This is a genomic window from Alkaliphilus transvaalensis ATCC 700919 (genome assembly GCF_000621485.1).
In the GTDB taxonomy this organism is placed as follows: domain Bacteria; phylum Bacillota; class Clostridia; order Peptostreptococcales; family Natronincolaceae; genus Alkaliphilus; species Alkaliphilus transvaalensis.
The window spans coordinates 67,501-88,995 of the sequence record NZ_JHYF01000016.1 but is presented as its reverse complement, the minus strand read 5'-3'; the positions used below and the strand labels follow the sequence as shown (position 1 = coordinate 88,995).

At 35.2% G+C, this 21,495-nt stretch carries 22 protein-coding genes; all 22 read left to right on the top strand.

Going from position 1 to position 21,495, the window contains the following annotated elements; genetic code table 11:
* Positions 1-106 precede the first annotated feature (106 nt).
* The 22 genes from T335_RS0112650 (at position 107) to T335_RS0112545 (ending at position 21,040) form a co-directional block, all read left to right on the top strand.
* Positions 107-559, top strand: coding sequence for a DUF4829 domain-containing protein (locus tag T335_RS0112650; protein ID WP_026477885.1), 453 nt, complete (start codon positions 107-109; stop codon positions 557-559).
* A gap of 384 nt (positions 560-943) precedes the next feature.
* Positions 944-1,780: an FAD binding domain-containing protein gene (locus T335_RS0112645; RefSeq protein ID WP_026477884.1), complete on the top strand. Its 837-nt coding sequence runs from the start codon at positions 944-946 to the stop codon at positions 1,778-1,780.
* A gap of 15 nt (positions 1,781-1,795) precedes the next feature.
* Positions 1,796-2,272 (top strand): (2Fe-2S)-binding protein, encoded by a 477-nt coding sequence (locus T335_RS0112640; protein WP_026477883.1) that lies wholly within the window; start codon positions 1,796-1,798, stop codon positions 2,270-2,272.
* Between the two features lie 15 nt (positions 2,273-2,287).
* Positions 2,288-4,615, top strand: coding sequence for a xanthine dehydrogenase family protein molybdopterin-binding subunit (locus tag T335_RS0112635; RefSeq protein WP_242837299.1), 2,328 nt, complete (start codon positions 2,288-2,290; stop codon positions 4,613-4,615).
* Between the two features lie 198 nt (positions 4,616-4,813).
* Positions 4,814-5,731, top strand: a complete 918-nt coding sequence (locus T335_RS0112630) for a DUF2877 domain-containing protein (protein ID WP_026477881.1) — start codon at positions 4,814-4,816, stop codon at positions 5,729-5,731.
* A 12-nt stretch (positions 5,732-5,743) separates the two neighbouring features.
* Positions 5,744-7,288: an acyl-CoA synthetase FdrA gene (fdrA, locus tag T335_RS0112625; protein ID WP_026477880.1), complete on the top strand. Its 1,545-nt coding sequence runs from the start codon at positions 5,744-5,746 to the stop codon at positions 7,286-7,288.
* Positions 7,281-7,454 carry a fdrA domain protein gene (locus T335_RS22020; RefSeq protein ID WP_084281291.1) on the top strand — a complete coding sequence of 58 codons (174 nt, stop codon included), beginning with the start codon at positions 7,281-7,283 and terminating at the stop codon, positions 7,452-7,454. The genes fdrA and T335_RS22020 overlap by 8 nt, the downstream gene beginning before the upstream one ends.
* A 35-nt stretch (positions 7,455-7,489) precedes the next feature.
* A complete protein-coding gene (locus T335_RS0112615) occupies positions 7,490-8,755 on the top strand; it encodes a YlbE family protein (RefSeq protein ID WP_026477879.1) in 1,266 nt (421 codons plus the stop codon).
* A gap of 35 nt (positions 8,756-8,790) precedes the next feature.
* Positions 8,791-9,594 carry a cyclase family protein gene (locus T335_RS0112610; RefSeq protein WP_026477878.1) on the top strand — a complete coding sequence of 268 codons (804 nt, stop codon included), beginning with the start codon at positions 8,791-8,793 and terminating at the stop codon, positions 9,592-9,594.
* 4 nt (positions 9,595-9,598) lie between these two features.
* On the top strand, positions 9,599-10,489 hold the full coding sequence (locus tag T335_RS0112605; RefSeq protein WP_026477877.1) for a carbon-nitrogen hydrolase family protein: 891 nt from the start codon (positions 9,599-9,601) through the stop codon (positions 10,487-10,489).
* Between the two features lie 16 nt (positions 10,490-10,505).
* On the top strand, positions 10,506-11,693 hold the full coding sequence (locus T335_RS0112600; protein ID WP_026477876.1) for a CaiB/BaiF CoA transferase family protein: 1,188 nt from the start codon (positions 10,506-10,508) through the stop codon (positions 11,691-11,693).
* A gap of 295 nt (positions 11,694-11,988) precedes the next feature.
* Positions 11,989-12,750: an energy-coupling factor ABC transporter permease gene (locus tag T335_RS0112595; RefSeq protein WP_026477875.1), complete on the top strand. Its 762-nt coding sequence runs from the start codon at positions 11,989-11,991 to the stop codon at positions 12,748-12,750.
* 48 nt (positions 12,751-12,798) lie between these two features.
* Positions 12,799-13,512 carry an energy-coupling factor transporter transmembrane component T family protein gene (locus tag T335_RS0112590; protein ID WP_026477874.1) on the top strand — a complete coding sequence of 238 codons (714 nt, stop codon included), beginning with the start codon at positions 12,799-12,801 and terminating at the stop codon, positions 13,510-13,512.
* On the top strand, positions 13,500-14,378 hold the full coding sequence (locus T335_RS0112585) for an energy-coupling factor ABC transporter ATP-binding protein (protein WP_026477873.1): 879 nt from the start codon (positions 13,500-13,502) through the stop codon (positions 14,376-14,378). The genes T335_RS0112590 and T335_RS0112585 overlap by 13 nt, the downstream gene beginning before the upstream one ends.
* Positions 14,378-15,076, top strand: a complete 699-nt coding sequence (locus tag T335_RS0112580; protein ID WP_026477872.1) for a TVP38/TMEM64 family protein — start codon at positions 14,378-14,380, stop codon at positions 15,074-15,076. Before T335_RS0112585 ends, T335_RS0112580 begins: the two co-directional genes overlap by 1 nt.
* 288 nt (positions 15,077-15,364) lie before the next feature.
* On the top strand, positions 15,365-16,360 hold the full coding sequence (locus T335_RS0112575; protein ID WP_026477871.1) for a 2-hydroxyacyl-CoA dehydratase family protein: 996 nt from the start codon (positions 15,365-15,367) through the stop codon (positions 16,358-16,360).
* Positions 16,361-16,364: 4 nt separating this feature from the next.
* Positions 16,365-17,144 carry an acyl-CoA dehydratase activase gene (locus tag T335_RS0112570; protein WP_026477870.1) on the top strand — a complete coding sequence of 260 codons (780 nt, stop codon included), beginning with the start codon at positions 16,365-16,367 and terminating at the stop codon, positions 17,142-17,144.
* Complete coding sequence (gene queD / locus T335_RS0112565) at positions 17,137-17,529, top strand: 6-carboxytetrahydropterin synthase QueD (RefSeq protein ID WP_207640675.1); 393 nt, start codon at positions 17,137-17,139, stop codon at positions 17,527-17,529. The genes T335_RS0112570 and queD overlap by 8 nt, the downstream gene beginning before the upstream one ends.
* Positions 17,516-18,148, top strand: coding sequence for a 7-carboxy-7-deazaguanine synthase QueE (locus T335_RS0112560; protein ID WP_242837298.1), 633 nt, complete (start codon positions 17,516-17,518; stop codon positions 18,146-18,148). The genes queD and T335_RS0112560 overlap by 14 nt, the downstream gene beginning before the upstream one ends.
* 2 nt (positions 18,149-18,150) lie before the next feature.
* On the top strand, positions 18,151-18,705 hold the full coding sequence (gene folE / locus T335_RS0112555; protein ID WP_026477867.1) for a GTP cyclohydrolase I FolE: 555 nt from the start codon (positions 18,151-18,153) through the stop codon (positions 18,703-18,705).
* Between the two features lie 11 nt (positions 18,706-18,716).
* Entirely contained in the window at positions 18,717-19,382 is a 666-nt protein-coding gene (queC, locus tag T335_RS0112550; protein WP_026477866.1) for a 7-cyano-7-deazaguanine synthase QueC, read from the top strand.
* 323 nt (positions 19,383-19,705) lie between these two features.
* Positions 19,706-21,040, top strand: coding sequence for a methyl-accepting chemotaxis protein (locus T335_RS0112545; RefSeq protein WP_026477865.1), 1,335 nt, complete (start codon positions 19,706-19,708; stop codon positions 21,038-21,040).
* Positions 21,041-21,495: the final 455 nt, after the last annotated feature.

Below are 21,495 nucleotides of genomic sequence, written 5' to 3'. Positions count from 1 at the left end.
AAATATATGTAATACATTACAATTAATACAATTAACGTACCTAATTAATCATATAATTTATCCTTCTAAAGATTAGAAAATTTTACTATGAAAAGGAGGGAACTAATTGAAATCTACTAAAATATTATTAGTGATTGTGATAGGTTCTATTCTTATTTTTTTAAATTCAGGTTGTACAATTTTAAAGGCTTCTACTACATATGATGCAGAAAAAACCATCAATGACCATTTTAAATACAAAAGTAATAATGATTTAGAGATGTTTGAAACAACTATTTCAGAAGATTTGCGGCACTTAGATTGGAACTTTGATAATATTGCCTCTATTGAAATTCTAAAGCTAGAGTTAGACACAAACAAAAATGTAAAAAACAGCTATATAGAATATGGTAGAGGTAAATTAAAAAATGTAGTAAAAAATGATATTAAAGTCTTCTTAGTGAAGTATGAAATCCTATTACATGAAGAAACAATGGATCATAAAAATGGAATCTATGAAAGGTATTACTTTCTTATTAAATCCAACGGAGAATGGTTAATTGACGATTTTGGAATGTAACGAAAAATAGCACCAAAAAAGATAATCTTTATTCTGATGAATTAAGGGACTCATTACATAATGCTTTTGTATCCAATTTAAAATAAGCAATCCTATTCGTTAAAACAACGCCTTAATTTTTGCATATAGCAAAAATAGGGTGTTTTTTTATGTTTTATTTGTGATATTCCTACAAAGACCAAAGTCTTTCTTGGGAAAATTTAAAGGTTAACTTCGTTGAAACTCACTACGTAAAGTTCATTTTATTGAAATAATTAAAGTAGAACTTTCTATTTGTTATAAAAAATTCTTTGTAATGAACGACAGTAGTTAGCCATATATATGTAAAAACCCTTTATGGACATGTTAGTGTAGGTTTTCATATTTTAACGGAGGTGAATTGCATTGAAAGGTTTTAAATATTACAAACCCCAGAGTTTAAAGGAAGCTAGTGAACTTTTAAAAGAATATAATGGTGAAGCCCACATTCTTAACGGGGGAACAGATCTAATAATAAGGATGAAAGAGAATTTTTTACATCCCAAAGCTGTGGTTGATATTAAACACATACCGGGGTTACATGCTATTACCTTTGACAAAGAAGATGGCCTTCGAATTGGTGCTTGCCTATCCTTAGGAACTATTGCCCATCATCGAGATGTTGTAGAAAACTTTCCCATCATAGCTGATTCTGCAGAGGTGGTAGGTTCTGGACAGATTAGAAATAGAGCAACTTTAGTAGGTAATATTTGTAATGCTTCTCCTTTAGCAGACACCGCCACACCTCTTTTAGCTTTAGATGCTGAAGTTATAATCTACTCACCAAATGGAACCAAACTAATTTCTATTCATCACTTTTTTAAAGGAGTTAGAAAAAACTGCCTAAATGTTGGTGAAATTGTGACAGGGATTAAGATTCCCTATTCTAAAAATCTTAAAGGGGCTTTTAAAAAGGGGTCTAGAAGACAAGATGTTGATCTTTCAACTGTATGTACCTCAGTTGTTAAAATAAATGATGAAATAAGAATTGCTTTAGGGGCAGTTGCACCAACACCAATAAGAGGAAAAATGGCTGAGGCTTTTGCAAAAGGAAAAAATTTAACTCATGAGACGATTACAGAAATAGCAAAAATAGCAGTAGCTGAAGCTTCACCTATTGACGATGTTAGAAGTTCTAAAGAATATCGACTCCATATGGTGGAGGTATTAGTTACAAGAAGTCTTGAAGAATTGAAAGTCTAAGGGAGTTGATAATTAATGAAACATGAAATTTATTTCACACTTAATCATGAGAAAATTCTTCATGAAGTTAAAGCTAATAAAACCCTCCTTCAAATGCTAAGGGAAGATTTTGATCTAACGGGAGCTAAAGAGGGGTGTGGTCAGGGAGAATGTGGCGCATGTACAGTATTACTTAATGGAAAGCCCATTAATTCATGCTTAGTGCTGGCAGTTGAAGTAGATGGTAAAGAAATTACAACCATCGAAGGTTTGTCTGAAGGGATCAATTTAGATGAATTACAAAAATCCTTTATTACTAATGGAGCTCTACAGTGTGGTTATTGTACACCAGGAATGATTATGACAGCAAAAGGATTTTTAAATGCTAATCCAACCCCTACCTTAGAAGAAATAAAAGTTGCTATTAGTGGAAACTTGTGTAGATGTACAGGGTATAAGCGAATTATAGAAGCTATTATTGAGGTTGCAGAGGAGAATCAAAGTAAAGATTAGTGGGAGGGGATATTGGTGAAGTATGTGGGAAAAAGCGTAACAAGAGTTGATGGAATAAAAAAAGTAACAGGAGATTTAAAATATGTAGATGACCTAAAGATGCCTGGGATGCTCTATGCTGCTGTTAAAAGAAGTCCTTACCCCCATGCTAAAATTATCAATATAAACATAGAAGAAGCCATCAAATTACCAGGGGTAAAGGTAGTAACTACTGGGAAAGATTTCCCCAAAAGAGTAGGTCTTTACTTGGCCGATAAAACCTTTATGGCAGTAGATAAGGTTAGGTATCGAGGAGAAGCTGTTGCGGCAGTAGCCGCAGAAACGAAAGAAATTGCAGAAGAGGCAATAAGTCTTATCAAAGTTGATTATGAAGAATTGCCAATAGTATCAAATGTTTTAGACGCAATAAAAGAAGATGCTCCTTTAATTCACCCAAACCTAGGAGAATACAAACATGCACCAATTTTCCACACCCTACCAGGAACCAATATAAGCGAACACTTTAAGCTTAGAAAAGGTGATGTAGAATTAGCATTTGAACAGGCTGATTTTATCTTGGAAAGTGAATTTTATGTACCCCATATTCAACATTGTCCAATCGAGAATCACAGTGCCATTGCACAGTTTGATAGAGAAGGTCGTCTGACTGTTTGGGCTAGTTGCCAGTCCCCATATGCTGTAAGAGCAGCGCTGGCAGATGCCTTCAAAATCCCTAGCCATAAACTGAGAGTCATTTCTCCCTCTGTAGGTGGCGGGTTTGGGGCTAAAGCAGGTACAACTTTAGAAGGAATCATCATTCCCCTTGCAATGAAAACAAAGGGTAGACCTGTAAAATTAACCTACTCTAGAGAGGATGAGTTTAATAACTCTTATGTAAGGCAAGCCATGTATGCCACCTTTAAAACTGGCGTAATGAAGGATGGTAAAATAGTTGCTCTAAAGTCTAATTTTATATGGGATGGTGGAGCCTATACAGAGTATGGCGTAAACATTGCAAAATCTGCGGGTTTTGCTGCAGCAGGTCCCTATGATGTCGAAAATATCCATTGCGACTCTTATGCTGTATATACAAATAATCCTGTAGGGGGTCCCTATAGAGGATTTGGAATGTCAGAGATTCATTTTGGCATAGAGCAGAATATGGATATTATTTCTGAGAAGTTAAAAATAGACCCTATTGAAATTAGAAAACTAAATGCCCATAAACCCGGTGGCAGAACGGCAACGAACGCTTTGGTTGACGATGCTTGTGGTCTTATTGATTGTATCAATAAAGTAATTAATGACATCGAATATCATAAGCCTTCCCAACAACCTAAGGAAGATTATAAAGTAAGGGCTAAAGGATTTGCTTGTGGAATGAAGGCCCCATCTATGCCTAATAATGCAGCTTCTTCTGCCATTATACGAATTAATGAAGATGGTTCTGCCTATTTATCCGTCAGCGCTCAGGATATTGGTCAAGGTTCTGATACAGCATTAACACAAATTGCAGCTGAAATACTAACCATTCCACCTGAAAACATAAGCATTAATACAGGTGATACTGCCCATAATCCCTATGAGTGGCAAACGGTGGCCAGCCGTATTACCTATTCAGCTGGAAATGCAATTATTAAAGCCTGTGAAGATATAAAGGAACAGCTATTCCATTTAGCCAGCATTAAATTAGGGATTTTTCCAAGAGACCTACAGCTGGAAGAAGGATTCGTTAGATCTAGCATCTATCCTAATAAAAGAATACCAATAAAAGATTTAGCATTAGGGCTTTCAATGGAGGACGGCTCTGCTGTCCATGGTCCTTTGATTGGTAGAGGTACTTTTATTCCAGAGAATATACGAAATTTTGATATGGATACTGGTTTAGCAGATAATCCAGTTGTTTTTTGGACCTATGGATGTTACGGAGTTGAAATAGAAATCGATACTCAAACAGGAAATATTAAAGTATTGAAGGTTGCCTCCTGTTTTGATGTAGGCAAAGCTATTAATCCTGATCTAGTAAAAGCCCAGTGTGAAGGTGCTATTGTTCAAGGGATTGGTTCTGCTATATTTGAAGAAATAATTATGCAGAATGGTAGATTCATGAACCCATCCTTTATGGACTATAAAATTCCAACAGCTAATGACATACCAGAGATGTTGGTTAGCTATGTAGAGAATCGACAAAAAGATGGTCCCTTCGGAGCCAGAGGAATGGCAGAACCAGCAATGATCCCTGCTGCACCAGCAATTGCCAGCGCCTTTTATAACGCAACGGGAATAAGAGTAAAAGAACTACCCCTAACACCTGAAAGAGTTGTAAAAGCATTAAAAAATCATAAAATACTAAATAAAAAATAGTGAAATTAACTAATTAACTAATTAGCTAATCTATCCTACATCTTTAACAATGAGGCAACTGCACCAATCTTCTTAATTTATATTAATATAAAGAGTTAATATAATGAATTAATATAAAGAAATACTTCACTATAACTATTTTTTTGGTAAACCTCTCCAAAATTAAGATTTTATAGTCACTAAAGGATGTGTAACAAAGTGCATGCAATCGAAATATGTAGTCATCTAAAAAGGGATATCGAAACTGGTAATATACGTCGAGGGCAAATCCATTCAATTTTTTCAAGGGCCTGTAATATTATATCCCATGATAGGTTAGTAACTTTACTAAAGGAAGATAAGCCAATGGCACCCTATTGCATTAAAGTTAAACCCTATAGTCAAAACTTTTATGACTTCAACCCTTTAATAATCTATGGCGGGTCTTCGGTTAATTTTTCTTTAAAGGGCTTAAGGCTACAAAGTCAAGTTGCTTCATTTACCCATAATATAGATTTTGACCTCCATAACTTAAACATGTGGAAACCACAACCTATTTTTGATTTTAAAAAAGACAAATTAGAAAATGTCTATAAGAAGATGGAAATTTCATATCACTATCTATACCATAAAGGAAATCTAGAAGGAATGGGGGCTTTGTTCTTTAACCTCGATCTAAATCAAGCCCAACAGTTCATCAGTAAAAGATTAATTACTTTTATTGAATGTGCAAAAAAAATGGATAAAATTCATATTTCTAAAGCTACATCTTCTATCATAGGTTTTGGCCTAGGCTTAACCCCTTCAACCGATGACTTTATTACAGGATTAATGATTGCTAATGTATATTTTGCAGATTACTTTAATAAAGATAAAAGGGACATCTTATCTTTCAATGAGGAAATGATTAAAGCCGTAGCTGGCAAAACAACTTTAGTTAGTGAAAATCAATTAAGGGATGCCGCTAGGGGTGAGGTTAATCAAACAGTAAGAAATTATATCATTAACTTATTATCAGTGGTAGATGATCAAGGATTTTATAGCGGATTAGAAGACTTAGTAAGAATCGGTAATACATCAGGATCTGACCTGCTTTGTGGAATCTTAATTGGAGCTAGCAATATTTTAAATAGTTAGGGGGAAAGATGGTTGAAGATCATTTATGAAATCCGCAGAAATACCTATTATGATTCAGTAACCCTAATGTTAATTACAAAGGAAGTGAAGAAAAAAACAGGGGTTATAGAAGTTTTATTAGGCATGGCAACCGACTTAAATAAAGAACTAGCAATAAATCTAAATCTTTGTAGTAAAGAAATAGAAGAGGCAGGAGTAAATGATTTTTTTATAAGTGTACTAACGGAAACAGACTTAGATATTAAAGAAATTTTAAAAGATGTTGATGAATTATTAATGTCAAATAAAAATGATGATCAAGCTGAATATAGCCCAGTTACCCTAGATTCTGCATTGAAATATCAGCCAGACTCTAACATTGTCCTTATCTCTGTAGCAGGTCAATACGCAGCTGAGGAAGCAAGAAAAGCGTTAGAACAAGGTCTTCATGTTATGCTCTTTAGTGATAATGTTTCCCTAGATGAAGAGCGGGAACTTAAACAATTAGCATCGGAAAAGGGATTATTAATGATGGGTCCCGATTGCGGAACAGCCATTATCAACCATGTTCCTTTAGCATTTGGAAACGTAGTTAGAAAAGGTAATATTGGAATAATTGGTGCTTCTGGAACAGGTACACAAGAAGTAAGTGTATTAATACATAAGCTTGGGGAAGGTGTTTCTCAAGTACTTGGAACAGGTGGAAGAGACTTAAGAAAAGAAATTGGTGGGATTATGATGCTTCAAGGCTTAAAGAGCCTCTTAATGGACCCTCAGACAAAAGTAATTGTACTAATTTCTAAGGAACCCGATGGGGAAGTTGCAGATAGAATCTTAAAATTAGTTTCAACCTCTCATAAACCTGTGGTTATCAATTTCATAGGTGGTAATAAAGAAGAAATTGAAAAATATGGAGCTTATAGAGCAATAACATTAGAAGATGCAGCCTATAAAGCGGTTTCTCTCCTAAGGGGCATTCAATTAAAAGATTTCGAAGATTTTTCTTTTGATAGCTCAATTATTCATAAAATTGTTAAAAAGGAAGTTGCTGGTTTTCATCCTTCCCAAAAATATATTAGGGGATTCTTCACGGGGGGAACCCTTGCAGATGAAGCGATGAAGCTAATAGCAGATTTTTCTCTTCCATTATCTGATAATACATCAAATACAAAGAATATATGCATAGACCTTGGGGATGACCAGTTTACCCTAGGAAGACCCCATCCAATGATTGACCCTGCCATCAGAGCTGAATGGTTATTAAAATCAGCCTCCGATGATGAAGTTGCCTTAGTATTATTAGATTTTGTATTGGGTTATGGTTCCCATAAAGATCCAGTTGGTGAAATGATACCAGCTATTAAAGAAAGTAAAAAATTGATGAAGGAAAGAGGCAGATCCCTTTCAGTGGTTGCTTCGATTTGTGGTACAGAATTAGACCCTCAAAATTTAATTGAATCCAGCAGAAGGTTAGAAGATATAGGCGTGATTCTTATGCCTTCTAATGCACAAGCAGCGAGATTATCGGCTTTAATTCTTAAAGGTATTGAAAACCATGGGGGTGTAGCGGATGAATAAAATTAATCAACTGTTTCAACAAGATCTTAAAGTAATTAATATTGGACTAGAATCCTTCTATCGTGATCTAAAAGAACAAAAAACTAAAGTGATTCACGTTAATTGGAGACCAACTGCAGGGGGGAATAAACGGCTAATAGCACTTTTAGCTCAGTTAAAGAAATAAGAATAAACTTATGGGGGATAGAAGGGGGAGCGTTAATGATTAAAGAAAAAATACGAAGAGCCAACCAAGAAGCTTTAGATAGAATTCTAAAGGCACAACCCACCTTAATAGGTATCGGTAAAGCAATTGATGAGGTTCCTGGAATGGAAAAAAATATGATTCTTCATGCAGGACCCCCCATCAAATGGAAGGACATGACAGGTCCACTAAAGGGAGCAATTATTGGTGGACTGATTTATGAAGGCCTAGCCCACGATGAAGAAGAGGGCCTTAGGCTAATCGAATCAGAAAAAGTAATCTTCGAACCCTGTCATCACCACCTTGCGGTTGGACCAATGGCTGGAGTTATTACTGCATCCATGCCAGTATGGATTATCAAAAATAAGACCTTTGGAAATTATGCCTACTGTACATTAAATGAAGGATTAGGAAAAGTTCTTAGATACGGAGCCTATAGCCAAGAAGTAATTCAAAAACTAAAATGGATGGAAAAAAAGTTAGCCCCAATACTAAAAGAATCCCTTGAGTTATCAGGAGAAATTGATCTTAAAAGTATCATTTCGCAAGTTCTGCAAATGGGAGATGAGGGACATAATCGCAACAAAGCAGGTACTTCCCTCTTAATTAGGGAGTTAGCACCTTATATCACCATGACAAACTATTCATCAGTAGATCAATACGAGGTACTTAAGTTTATCCATAGCAACGACCACTTCTTTTTAAATCTAACAATGCCAGCCTGTAAAGCTACCCTAGACCCTTTAGCAGGAATTAAGTATAGTACATTAGTTTATACCATGGCTAGAAATGGAACTGAATTTGGAATAAGGGTCGCAGGCATTAAGGGAAGATGGTTTACAGCTCCTGCTGAGATCATAGATGGGCTTTATTTTCCTGGTTATACAATGGCAGATGCAAACCCAGATATTGGAGATAGTGTAATAACAGAAACAGCAGGTATCGGCGGATTCGCTATGGCAACTGCCATTCCCATTGTACAGTTTGTTGGTGGTACCCCCGCTGATGCTATGAATTTTACAAAATCAATGTATGAAATTACAGAAGGAGAAAGTCATCACTTTAAAATACCTGTCTTGAGTTTTAGAGGAACCCCAACAGGAATTGATATTATGAAGGTGATCGAAACTGGTATATTGCCTATCATTAACACAGGGATTGCCCATAAAGATCCTGGGGTGGGACAGGTGGGCGCTGGTTTAGTTCGTCCACCTATGAAATGTTTTGAAGAGGCGTTAGAAGCTTTTGTCGCTATGATACAAGAGGAAGGAGAACCTGCTTAATTACATGTTTTATTAAATTAAAGGGAGGAATTATAATGAACATTCTTGATTTATGGAAAAACGTAAAGATGTATGATTTAACTCAAAACCTAAGCCATTTAACCCCACCGTGGCCAACCTATGAACCGCTACAGATAAAATTTTTTAAGCGATTATCCCCTAATGGTGCCAATGGGCAATTAATAACAACCTCAAATCACGTTGGAACCCATCTTGATGGCCCGCTACACTTCGATACCTCTGGAAGGGATATTGCTTCTCTGCCTTTAGATAAATTAGTAGGACCAGGAGTTGTGGTTGATCTCTCAGACATCGCTGAAGATTATGGCATCTATACGCCAAAGGATATTACCGATAGAGTTGAAGTTAAAAAAGGCGATATCTTAATCATTAATACAGGTTATCACAAGTATGGATGGGATCAACCAGAAGCTGATGAAAGAAGATATATGCTAAGACATCCAGGGCCATCAATGGACTTCATCAAATGGGCGCAAGATATGGAAATTAAGTGGATTGGTGTTGATTGTGGCTCTGCCGATCACCCAATGAACACAAAAATTAGAGAATGGGAACCAAGAGAAGCTAAAATGGCTGATGAGTATTTACAAAAGAAATATGGTGAAAGTTTAGAAGAAATTTATAGTTGGCCCGACACCTACCAAGCAATGCATGTTCAGGTATTCCCAAAACCTCATGAAATTATCCATGCCGAAAACTTGGGGGGAGAAATTGATCAGATTCTAAACAAACGTTTAATAATTGGTTGTTTTCCATGGAAATTTGTAGGTGGCGAATCTAGTATCTGCCGCATTTTAGCCTTCGACCTAGAGGCCTAATATTATGAAGGAACATATAGCAGCATGTGTTCAAATGGCAGTCGAACCAAATCAAATAGAAAAAAATATTCAAAAGGTTTGCTATTGGCTAGAGAAATCAGTAAAAGAATATGAAGCAGAGTTAGTTGTATTCCCAGAAAGCATTACGACTGGTTTCACACCAAATATGACTTCCGATGAATTTTACCAACTCCTTAAGCCAATCCCTAGTAATCACACAAAACCAATTCAAAAACTTGCAAAGGACTTGGGTGTCCATGTTATCTATCCTCTTTACGAAAGGGGGAAAATGCAGGGAGAAGTACTGAATAGTTCTATTTTAATTGATGATCAAGGAGAAATCCTTGGGAATTATCGAAAAACCCATCCTTTTCCTACCGAAAGAAAAGAAGGAGGTGGCTGGACGACCCCAGGTAAAAACCCAGTAATGGTAGAGACTAAGCTTGGGAAAATTGGAATGATCATCTGCTATGATGGCGACTTCCCAGAACTTAGTAGAGTTTTAGCCCTAAAAGGAGCAGAAATTATCACAAGACCTTCTGCCCTGCTAAGGAGTTATGAAATATGGGAACTAACTAATAAAGCCAGAGCCTACGATAATCATGTATATATTCTTGCTGCCAATGCTGTTGGTGCAGATGCAGGTGGCAACCTTTATTTTGGTCATAGTATGATTGTAAGCCCAATCGCTCAAACATTGGCTCTGGCAAGAGGTGGCGAAGAAATCATCGCTACAAAGCTAGTACCAGACCCCATCAAATATGTTAGCTATGGTACAAAATCTCCGATGATTTTCGATCATTTAGAAGATAGAAACCTAGAAGTATATCATGGAATTTTACAGGAGGGAAAAAGCTCCTTTGAACCTTCTAAGAGAATTCCCTATAAAAAATAATGGGGGGCAGGATAAAATGGAGTGTCCTTTAGAAAATATAAAAGTATTGGATCTGTCTAGGGTTTTGGCAGGGCCCTACGCCACTATGATTTTAGGGGATTTAGGAGCAGACATTATTAAAGTTGAACTGCCTAACACAGGTGATGATGCTAGGCAGTTTGGCCCCCATGTTAACAATGAAAGTGCCTATTTTATGAGTATTAACCGCAATAAAAGAAGCATAACTTTAAATTTAAAAGAGCATGAGGGTAAAAAAATTTTTCTGGAACTGATTTCTCAAGTAGATGTACTCGTAGAAAATTTTCGACCTGGAACAATGGAAAAGCTAAACTTAGGATACAAAGAATTAAAGGAGGTTAATCCTAAACTAATTTATGCCGCTACATCTGGCTTTGGTCATTCTGGGCCCTATAGCAAAAGGGCTGCCTATGATGCTGTGGTGCAGGCAATGGGGGGAATCATGAGTATTACAGGGGAAAAGGGTGGAAAGCCAACAAGGGTAGGTTCCTCTATTGGTGACCTTACAGCAGGTATGTTTACTGTTATAGGGATATTAACAGCCCTTCATAGCCGAAGTATTACTGGAAAAGGACAAAAAGTTGATGTTGCTATGCTAGACTGTCAAGTATCTCTACTAGAAAATGCGATTGCAAGATATGCCGTAACAGGGGAAGTGCCGAAGCCAGGGGGTAATCGTCATCCTTCCATTGTACCCTTCGAGTCTTTTGACACCCTAGATGGCGAAATAATGATTGCAGCCGGCAATGATGCCCTGTGGAAAAAATTGTGCCTCATTCTTGAAAGAGAAACATTGGTTGATGATGATAGGTTTAAAACTAACCCGCTAAGAAATAGTAACTACGAAGCTTTACGACCATTAATTAGCGAGGCTTTTAAGCTAAAAACCACCGCAGAATGGCAATTGCTACTTGACAATGGTGGCATTCCTAATGGACCCATCAACACAATAGATCAAGTTTTAGAAAATCCTCAGGTGCAGGCAAGAGAGATGGTAATAGAAGTAGAACACCCAGTAGCTGGTAAGTTAAAAATGCCCGGAATCCCAATAAAACTAAGTGATACACCGGGAAAAGTTAGAAGACCTGCTCCTATACTAGGACAGCATACTGAAGAAATATTGAAGGAACTACTCCAATATAGCAATGAAAAATTAAAGCGTCTAAAAGATAAAAATATTTTCTAAACCTATTATAAATTAGTTACTCATTGCTTCCATAAAAGGAAGCAGTATTTTTTTGAAAATAAGTATAAAATTTACGTTTATTAAAAACTGTGTTTAGATTGCTAAGTTGTGGTAATATTATATAGAAAAGAACTAATGCCATAACAGTTTATTTCGATACTTGATTAAAACAGTTCCATTTTTATAAATAATTATCTTTGACATTTGCAGCCTAGTTATGTACAATAAGTTTGGGTAACGCAAATGATTATCATAATCAATTGATTAAATGTATAGTTAATAGGGAGGTATTATCATGAGTCATATCCATATTCCAGATGGAATTATCGGTTCTGTATGGTGGATTACAGGTTACTTAATTGCTTTAGGTATTATCTATTTTGTTTTAAGGAAAGTAGAAGGTGAAGAAATCAGACGTAAAGTTCCAATGATCGGTATTGTAACAGCGATTATGATTATAGGGATGTCGGTTCCTTTAGGTATTGTACCAGTTCATTTAACCTTAGCTGTACTTTCAGGAATATTAATAGGCCCTGGATTTGCCTTTATATCTGTTTTTGTTGTAAACCTTATGTTGGCCCTTGTAGCCCATGGAGGAATAACCTTAGTAGGGTTAAATACCTTAATTGTTGGGACAGAAGTGTTAATAGGTTATTATCTTTTCAAAACATTAAGTAAAAAGCTAGGACAAATGCCTAGTACTGTAATTGCAACTTCCATAGCCTTAATTATATCCATGACGATGATGGTGACAATGGTGGGTTCTTTAGCTGGACTTAGAAATGCAATGCCAGACTTTCATCTCCATTCCCATGAAGAACAGTTAATTGAAGAAGGTCATGAAGAGGCTATAGAAAATGATGAATCACCAGCAGCTGGTGCTAAATATATTTTCTTTACAGGTTGGGCTGCGGTTATTATGGTTTTTGTAGTTGGTAATCTATTAGAATCCTTTGGTACTGCTTATATCATAAGGTTCTTTATGAAGGTTAGACCAGATTTAATTTACGAAAAAAAACCAAAAGAATTAGATGAAAATTTAAAGATAGATCAATAGTGAAAATTTAGCTAAGATATTAAGTATAATGTAAAGTAGGGGATGTAAATGCATATAGCTGAAATAGATCAAATATCAAACACAGGAGATAGCCTTTTTCATAAAGCTAAGGCTATCTCTAAGCTTCTTTTAACACTATTTCTCTTAACAAGTTTTATTATAACTAATGACGTTGTAAAATTAGGAGCCTTAATGATTATAGTAGGGTTATTTTTCTTCATTAGTAAAGTGCCATTAGGGCAGGTAGGACACCTTATTGTTTACCCTGTTATATTCAGTATTTTATTTGCGATTTTAAGATTTCAGCAATCATGGATACTAGGGATTATCGTTTTACAGAAGGCAGTAGGCGCAGCAATGACAATGGTTCTTCTTATAACAACCACCCCCTATGTTGACATTTTTGCTGTTTTCTCACTATTTCTTCCAAAATTATTAGTAGATATCTTACTATTTACCTATCGTTCTTTATTTATTTTAATTGGACAAATAGAAAACTTAGTTAAGAGTATTAAATTAAGGGGAGGTTATCATCCCTATAATATCATTGCTAACTTAAAAAATATTGGTGCTGCCATTGGCGTTATGATTATTCATTCCTTTGAAATGAGTGATCGAATGTACCAAATTTATACACTAAGAGGCTATAAGGGGGGCATTCCCATGACAGTAGCCTTATGGCCAATGAAACCAATAGACTATATGATCATAAGCTTAGGCATAATAACATTACTAGGGACGGTGATACCATGGAACCTATAATAAAAGTACAGTGTTTAAAACATATTTATCCCGATAAAACAGAAGTAAGTATATGTGGATTAGATTTTATCGTAAATCCAGGAGAGAAAATTGTTATTCTTGGTCCAAATGGAGCCGGTAAAACCACATTATTGTCTCACATTCTGGGACTTCTTTCACCTGTAGAGGGTACAGTAGAAGTAATGGGACTCAAACCTTATAAAAATTTTAATACCATCCGTAAAAACATTGGTGTTGTTTTCCAAAATGTTGATGAGCAAATTATTGGGCCAAGGGTTTATGATGATATCGCCTTTACCCCAAGAAATGAAAGAATGAATAAGAATGAAATAGATGAAAAGGTTAAAAGTGTTGCAAGATGCTTAGGAATAGAGGGCTTATTAGACAAAATCCCCCACTACCTAAGTGGTGGACAAAAAAAGAAGGTTGCCCTTGCAGGTTCTATGGTTATGTTACCGAAAATACTGATTCTAGACGAACCCTTTGATGCGCTAGATCCAAAATCTAAAGCTGAGATGGTAGCTCTATTAAAAGAATTAAATGAAATTCATGGGATTACATTGATTATTACCACCCATGATATAAACGTAGTACCTGAAATAGCTGATCGAGTATATGTGTTAAATGATGGTAAAATTGTTACATGCGGAAACCCACAAGAAGTCTTTAACCAAGTTGAAGTTATGAAGGCGGCAAACCTAGAACCACCTTTACTAACAGAACTTTTTTCTAGGTTAAAAAATAAAGGATATAACATTAAAATACCAAAAAACCTTAAAGAAGCAGAAGAAGAATTAATTAAATTATTAGAAACTAAAAAAATCATTACTGATTTTAACATTACAAATGAAGAAAAGGTTGTTTAATGAGGAATAAGCTACTAAACATAATAAGAATTGGGTTACTGGTATTAGGTATTTATGTTATCTGTTCACGACTACCAATCGGTTCTAAAGAGGATTTACTTCTCTTTTTTCAGCAAATGGAGAAGACGCCCCTAAGTGGAGTAATATTTATTATCATAACTGTGGTTGGTAGTCTATGCTTTATGCCTATTTCTTGGATGAAGGCAATTGCCGCAATCTACTTTGGCTTAACCTGGGGCTTTATTTATTCTTTATTAGCTGCAATTATTAGCTGTAGTTTATCTTTTGGAATAGCCCGACTACTTGGTAAAAGTTATATTCAAAGAATGCTTAATAAGTTTATTAAAGGAAAAGGAAGTAAATTTCTGACAGTATCTAAAAATATTGAAAAGTATAGTTTTGAATATATTTTCTTATTAAGAAATGTTTATGTCGTTCCTTTTACACCAATTAACTATTTCTTTGGTATAACTAACATTTCTTTTAAAAAATATCTTTTAGCTAGTATTTTGGGAATGATTCCTGGTACCTTTACCTATACCTTTTTCTTTGCTAAATCCATAGATATTCTTGAAAATTGGAGATCTGGAATAATTCCCATCTCATTTTTACTGCTATATTATCTATTAATGGGTTTCTTGAAGAAAAAGCTAGAGGCAAGAGAAAATATGCATGTTAAAGGAAAAATTAATCCTTAAAGACTTGTATTGAACTCATTAATATGTTAAATTATAAAATGGACAGTTCGAGAGCCTCCTGTCCTTAAATAAAACTAAGGCATTAATCATTTAGGGTCATATCATACTGAAATACCTTTGGGGGGCTTCCTAAAGGTTTTTAGGTTATGGTGATTTTATTGTGGCACCTTAAGGTCAATGCTTAGTATCTTAATAACTTATATTTTATAATCGAGGCTACCTATTTAGGTAGCTTTTTTGTTTGTTGAATAATTTTCTATTATATTTTGACATGAAAGGAGCTTTTCCATGAAGAAAGTGGGACTAACAACCACTGTTCCTGTAGAAGTACTCTTCGCAGCAGGAGTTACTCCGGTGGATTTAAATAACATCTTTGTTACTAGCGGAAAGGCATTAGATTATATAGAGTACTCTGAAGTGGAAGGCTTTCCACGAAACCTATGTGCTTGGATCAAAGGATTATATGCAACTGCCCTATTAACCGATATTGATATGGTTATTGGGGTGACAGAAGGTGATTGTTCTAACACAAAAGCCTTAATTGAAGTCTGGCAGTCTAAAGGGAAAGAGGTTGTCCCCTTCGGATTTCCCCAGAATAGAAGATACGAAATAATTGTTGAAGAAATTAATCATTTAATGAACTATTTTAATGTTGATTTAGAAAAAGTAGAAGAAGTTAAAAGAAGACTTTACCCAATCCGACAAAGAATTAAGTACCTTGATGAATTAACTTGGAAGACAAACCAAGCAACAGGCTTTGAGAACCATTTATGGCAGGTTTCTTCAAGTGATTTTAACGGAAACCCTAATGCCTTTTCAGATGAACTTGAAGCAACCATCAAGGAAATAGAGATTCGACCTCCCTTTCCCCAAAACGAAGTGCGATTAGGCTATATTGGGGTACCGCCCATCATAGAAGACCTTTATGATTTGGTAGAAGAAAATGGTGGCAGAATTGTCTTTAATGAAGTACAAAGAGCCTTCACGATGGCAAAGGAACCTATTGATACAGATATCTATCAAATGTATTTGAACTTTACTTATCCCTATCATTTAAATAGGCGACTAGAAGAAATACAACAAGCAATAGAAGAGAGGAAATTAGATGGCATAATTCATTACACCCAGAGCTTTTGCTACCGTGGTATCGAAGATATCTTAATTAAGAATCAATTGAAAGTGCCTGTATTAACCATAGAAGGAGATTTCCCCAGTAAAGCTGATGCCCGTACAAAGTTAAGGCTAGAATCCTTTATGGATATGTTAAAGGATTTTAAGGAGTGATGAGATGAGAACATTAGGAATTGATATTGGCAGTAGAGCAGTAAAGATTGCCCTTTTAATAGATGGCGTGCTAGAAAAGGCTGAGATTATCAGTACCATGAAATTTTATCGTGATTTTAGTAAAACGGTGGATGGAGAGGTAATGGTTAACCTTGATGCATTAGGATTAGGAGAAGTGAATCAGGTAATCAGTACTGGTTACGGTAGAAATAATATTCAAGTGGCTGGGGCTAAGGTAATTAATGAGCTTAAAGCCCATGTTTACGGAGCGTTATATCAAACCAAACTTGAAAACTTTACCCTACTAGACATTGGTGGCCAAGATTTCAAGGTAATAAAAGTAGAAAATAGCATCATGACTGATATGATTCTAAATGATAAATGCGCTGCATCTAGTGGCAGATATCTTGAAAATATGGCTGCTGTATTGGAGATTTCCTTAGATGAACTAAAAAAAGAATATGTTAATCCTGTACAGTTAAATACAACTTGTGCAGTATTTGGAGAATCAGAATTAATCGGTCAAATTGCCTTAGGTCACACGACTAGCCGACTGGCGGCAGGAATAAACTATTCTCTATATAAAAGAATAAAACCCCAAATACAAAAATTAAAGAGTAAAGTCTTGGTTTTAACTGGTGGTGTAGCCCAAAATGAAGCCATTATCCACTATCTGAAGGAAGACTTTGCTGAAGTTGTTATTCCAGAATATCCCCAGATTAATGGAGCTATTGGCTGTGGCTATCTTGGTTTGATAAAAGAAAGGAAGATTGGTAATGCATAACAAAACAATAGATGTAACGAAGATTTTTACCTTTGATAGTGCCCATAAGCTAGATCACTACGAAGGAGATTGTAAATATCTCCACGGACATACCTATAAATTAGAGGTAACCTTAAGGGGAAAGGTTGATTTTAGAGGAATGGTAATGGACTTCAATGACTTAAAAAGTATTGTTAAAGAGAAAGTACTTAATAAACTGGATCATCGATATTTAAATGATATTTTTGATTTTAATACAACCTGTGAAAATATGCTTGTGTGGATATTTCAAGAACTAGATGAAGCCATTTCTGATGACCGTGTAAAGCTTCAAAAACTGGTTTTATGGGAAACCCCTACTAGCTTCGGAACTTTAGAAAGGGATCAATACTATGCTGAAAGTTAATGAAATCTTTTTAAGTATTCAAGGAGAAGGTATCTCAACAGGATTACCAACTATTTTTGTTAGACTTTGCCAGTGTAACCTGCGTTGTTCCTACTGTGATACCATCTATTCCTACTCAGAAGGAGTTGAAATGTCCCTTGAAGATATTGTAGACCGTATTAATGCCTTTGGTTTCAAAAGGGTATGTTTAACGGGTGGCGAACCCTTACTACAACCAGAGGTTAACGATCTACTTAAGCTATTGGAAGATTTTGAAGTAAATATAGAAACCAACGGTACAGTAGATGTGAGTCAATTTTCCCTTGGTAAAAGCCATCGCTTTACGATGGATATGAAAGTCCCATCTTCAGGAGAATCTGATAAGCTGTGTTTAGATAACTTGAAGCATCTTAAGGAAACCGATGAAATTAAGATGGTGATCGGTAATCGCGAAGATTATGATTGGACAAAGGAAATTATAAAGAAACACTACCAAAAGGGATTATTAACCTATTCGCCAATATTTAATAAGATAGATCCCAAAATAATAATAGAGTGGATCCTTGAAGATAAGATTGATGCTAGATTTCAATTACAACTTCACAAGGTACTATGGCATCCAGATGAAAGGGGAGTCTAAAGATGAATGAAAAAAGGGTTTTAGAAGCTGTGAAAGTGATTCTGGAAGAAATTGGAGAAGATCCTAATAGAGAAGGTTTAATGGATACACCAAAGAGAGTTATGAAGCTTTTCAAAGAAATATATGGGGGCATTGGTACTGACCCTAAAGAAGAATTAAACGCTGTTTTTGAAGAAGACCATAGAGACATAGTCTTAGTTAGGGATATTCCCTTTTATTCAACCTGTGAACATCATCTCGTACCCTTCTTTGGAAAAGTCCATATAGGATATAAACCTAATGGCAAAGTAGTTGGATTAAGTAAACTTGTTCGATTAGTAGACAATGTTTCTAGAAGAGTTCAGGTTCAAGAACGTATGACCACCATGATAGCCGAGGCTATTCAAGAAAAATTAGATCCTGAAGGAGTAATCGTAGTCGTAAAAGCAGAACATCTATGTATTAGTATGAGGGGGATTAAAAAACCAGGATCCCAAACCACCACCATTACCACAAGGGGACAGTTTGACGAGGACGAGAAATTACAAAATAAATTTTTTAATATGTTGAATGTATAGGAGGGGTTCAAATGAAAAAGGCTGTTGTTTTATTATCTGGAGGCTTAGATAGCACAACTTGTATGGCTGTAGCCCATCATGAAGGTTATGAACTTTATCCAGTTTCTTTTGACTATAACCAAAGACATAAAAGAGAAATTAATCTTGCAAAAGAAGTAGCTACTTTCTTCAATGTAAAAGATCATAAAATATTTACAGTTCAAAATGTTGGAGGCAGTGCCTTAACTGATTTATCAATTGATGTGCCAGATTATGAGGGAGATGGAGAAATTCCTATAACCTATGTGCCTGCTAGAAATATTCTGTTTCTAAGTTATGCCCTTGGTTATGCAGAGGTAATTGGGGCAGAGGCCATCTTCATAGGAGTGAGTTCGGTAGACTACAGTGGATACCCCGATTGCCGACCAGAATTTATAGATGCCTTCCAGCAAGTAATAAATGTTGGTACAGCAGCAGGAGTGAAGGGTAAAGGAATTGAAGTAAAAACTCCCCTTATGAAGTTAACTAAAGCTGAAACGGTAAAGCTTGGCTTAAAATATAATGCACCCTATCACTTAACAACCAGTTGCTATAATGGAGGGGAAGAAGCTTGTGGGGTATGCGATAGTTGTGTGCTAAGACTAAAAGGCTTTGAAGAAGCAGGAGCAGAGGATCCGATTTTATATAACCAAAAATAGACTATGATTTATTATTAATATATATCAATATAGCTAGTTTAATCAAAACTTAATATTTCTATTTGTATTATTTTTATTAAGTTTTTTTTTATGATAAAATGACCATGACTTCTGAAGAATAGAAAGGTATAATAGTAAAAAAGTAATTGAGATAATTGCATATTGATATTAGATATATATTATGCAAAATAAAAACTACGCTGTATCTATTTAATGAGAAATACAACTCTAGATTACGGCTCTATGGTATGATAGAATACCCTCAATTATATAATGCTGATTTGCCATAAAAGTTTAAAATAAATAGAGAAATGGGGTTTCTTATGTTTAAGTTTAGCAGAAAAACAGAAAAAGATCTTATAATCATAGAAAAGGATTCTAAGATAAAAGCTCTACTAGATCAAATGACAGAAATCTTAGTGGAAATTAATCAGATAGTAAGTTCTACTAAGGAATCTACTTCTGAGATGGATGAAACAGCTAAGAAACAATCTTTAGCGATGACAGATTTAGTTGCCACAATTAAAGAGTTTACTAAAGGAACAGAAGAAATCACCCATAGCATTACCAAACTTTCAGACATTATAGCAACTACAACCCAGAAAAGTGAAGTAGTAAAGGTAAAGACAAATTATTTGGTTGATCGTTCAACACAAGGTAAATCTTCGATGGCAGCTACTGATAATAATGTTGCAATCGTAATGAAGGCAGTTACCCAGTTATCAAAGACAATGGAAAGGGTTGGAAACTCCACTTCGGAGATTCGTAATATCATCCAAATTATAGATAATATTGCAAATCAAACAAACCTTTTGGCCCTGAATGCTTCCATCGAAGCTGCCAGAGCTGGTGAGCATGGAAAGGGGTTTGCTGTAGTGGCACAAGAAATTAGAAAATTAGCTGAAGATGTTACAGGTGCAACTCAGAACATCGAAAAATTAATACTTGATGTTGAATCGACAACAAAAAACGCAATAGAAGATACTGCATCTAGTACCCAAAGTATTCAACAAGTCCATGCCTCTGTTAATGAAACTGATGAGGTATTTGAAGAAATTATATCTTCAATTAACGAAGTTCAACATCAATTAACCGTGATTATTGAAGAGATTGAAACTGTAAATGAATTTACCCATGACATTGTAAGTATTACCGAAGAACAGCTTGCTGGCTCAGAAGAGATATTGTCGTCTGCTGAAAGTGTAGATGCTATGGCTATCAATACAATGGAAAACAGTAGAGAAGTATCTAATTATGCAGAAAGTCTTTTTAAACAATCTAATACTGCGGCAGAACATATTGTGGGTCAACTTAAAAGTATAGCAGGTACTAGTGGCGAATATGGCTATCTATTTTATAGACATAGTACAGAGGGAATATTTGAATATGTCACAGAATCTGTAAGGGAAGTACTTGGTTATACCGTAGACGAATTTATGAAAAATTTCGAGAGTTTTCTTACTGATCATCCCATGAATGCAGAAGTGTTCAAGCATACTGAGCTTACTATTCAAGGTATCCAACAACCTAGGTATCAATTAGAATTGTTGAAAAAGGACAATTCCAAATGTCTTGCTGAAATTACAGAATTTCCTGTTTTTGATCAGTCGGGTAAAGTAATCGCTGTTGAAGGATTAGTACAAGTATTGACTGCTTAATTATTAAAATATAATTCCTTAAAATAACTCATAATAATTATTTCTTAATGGAAATACATAGCTACTTCCATGTAATTACTAATATCAAAGAGATGACATTAAAAAGTAGAAGGATTATTACTTTTGACCCACTGAATTATATTGGAAATTGCATTATTAATATGAGATTTAACAGAAAGTGAAAACTTTGCTGTTTAGTGTTCAAATTTTTTTGCAACTTCCTCAATGATCTATGATTGTTAAAAAAATTAAAAATAACTTAACTTTGATAGGATGCCTCTAAGTAGTCACTGTAATTTAATTACTAAACTACTTTGGAGGTTTTTTTATATAATCCTTTGTTAATCCTTTGTTAGTCCTATATAAGCGCTTTCCTCTTGAAAGATTTAACATGAATATCTAAAGCTATTATGCACATCAATAAATTATAGTTATCTCTACATCAACATGTAGAT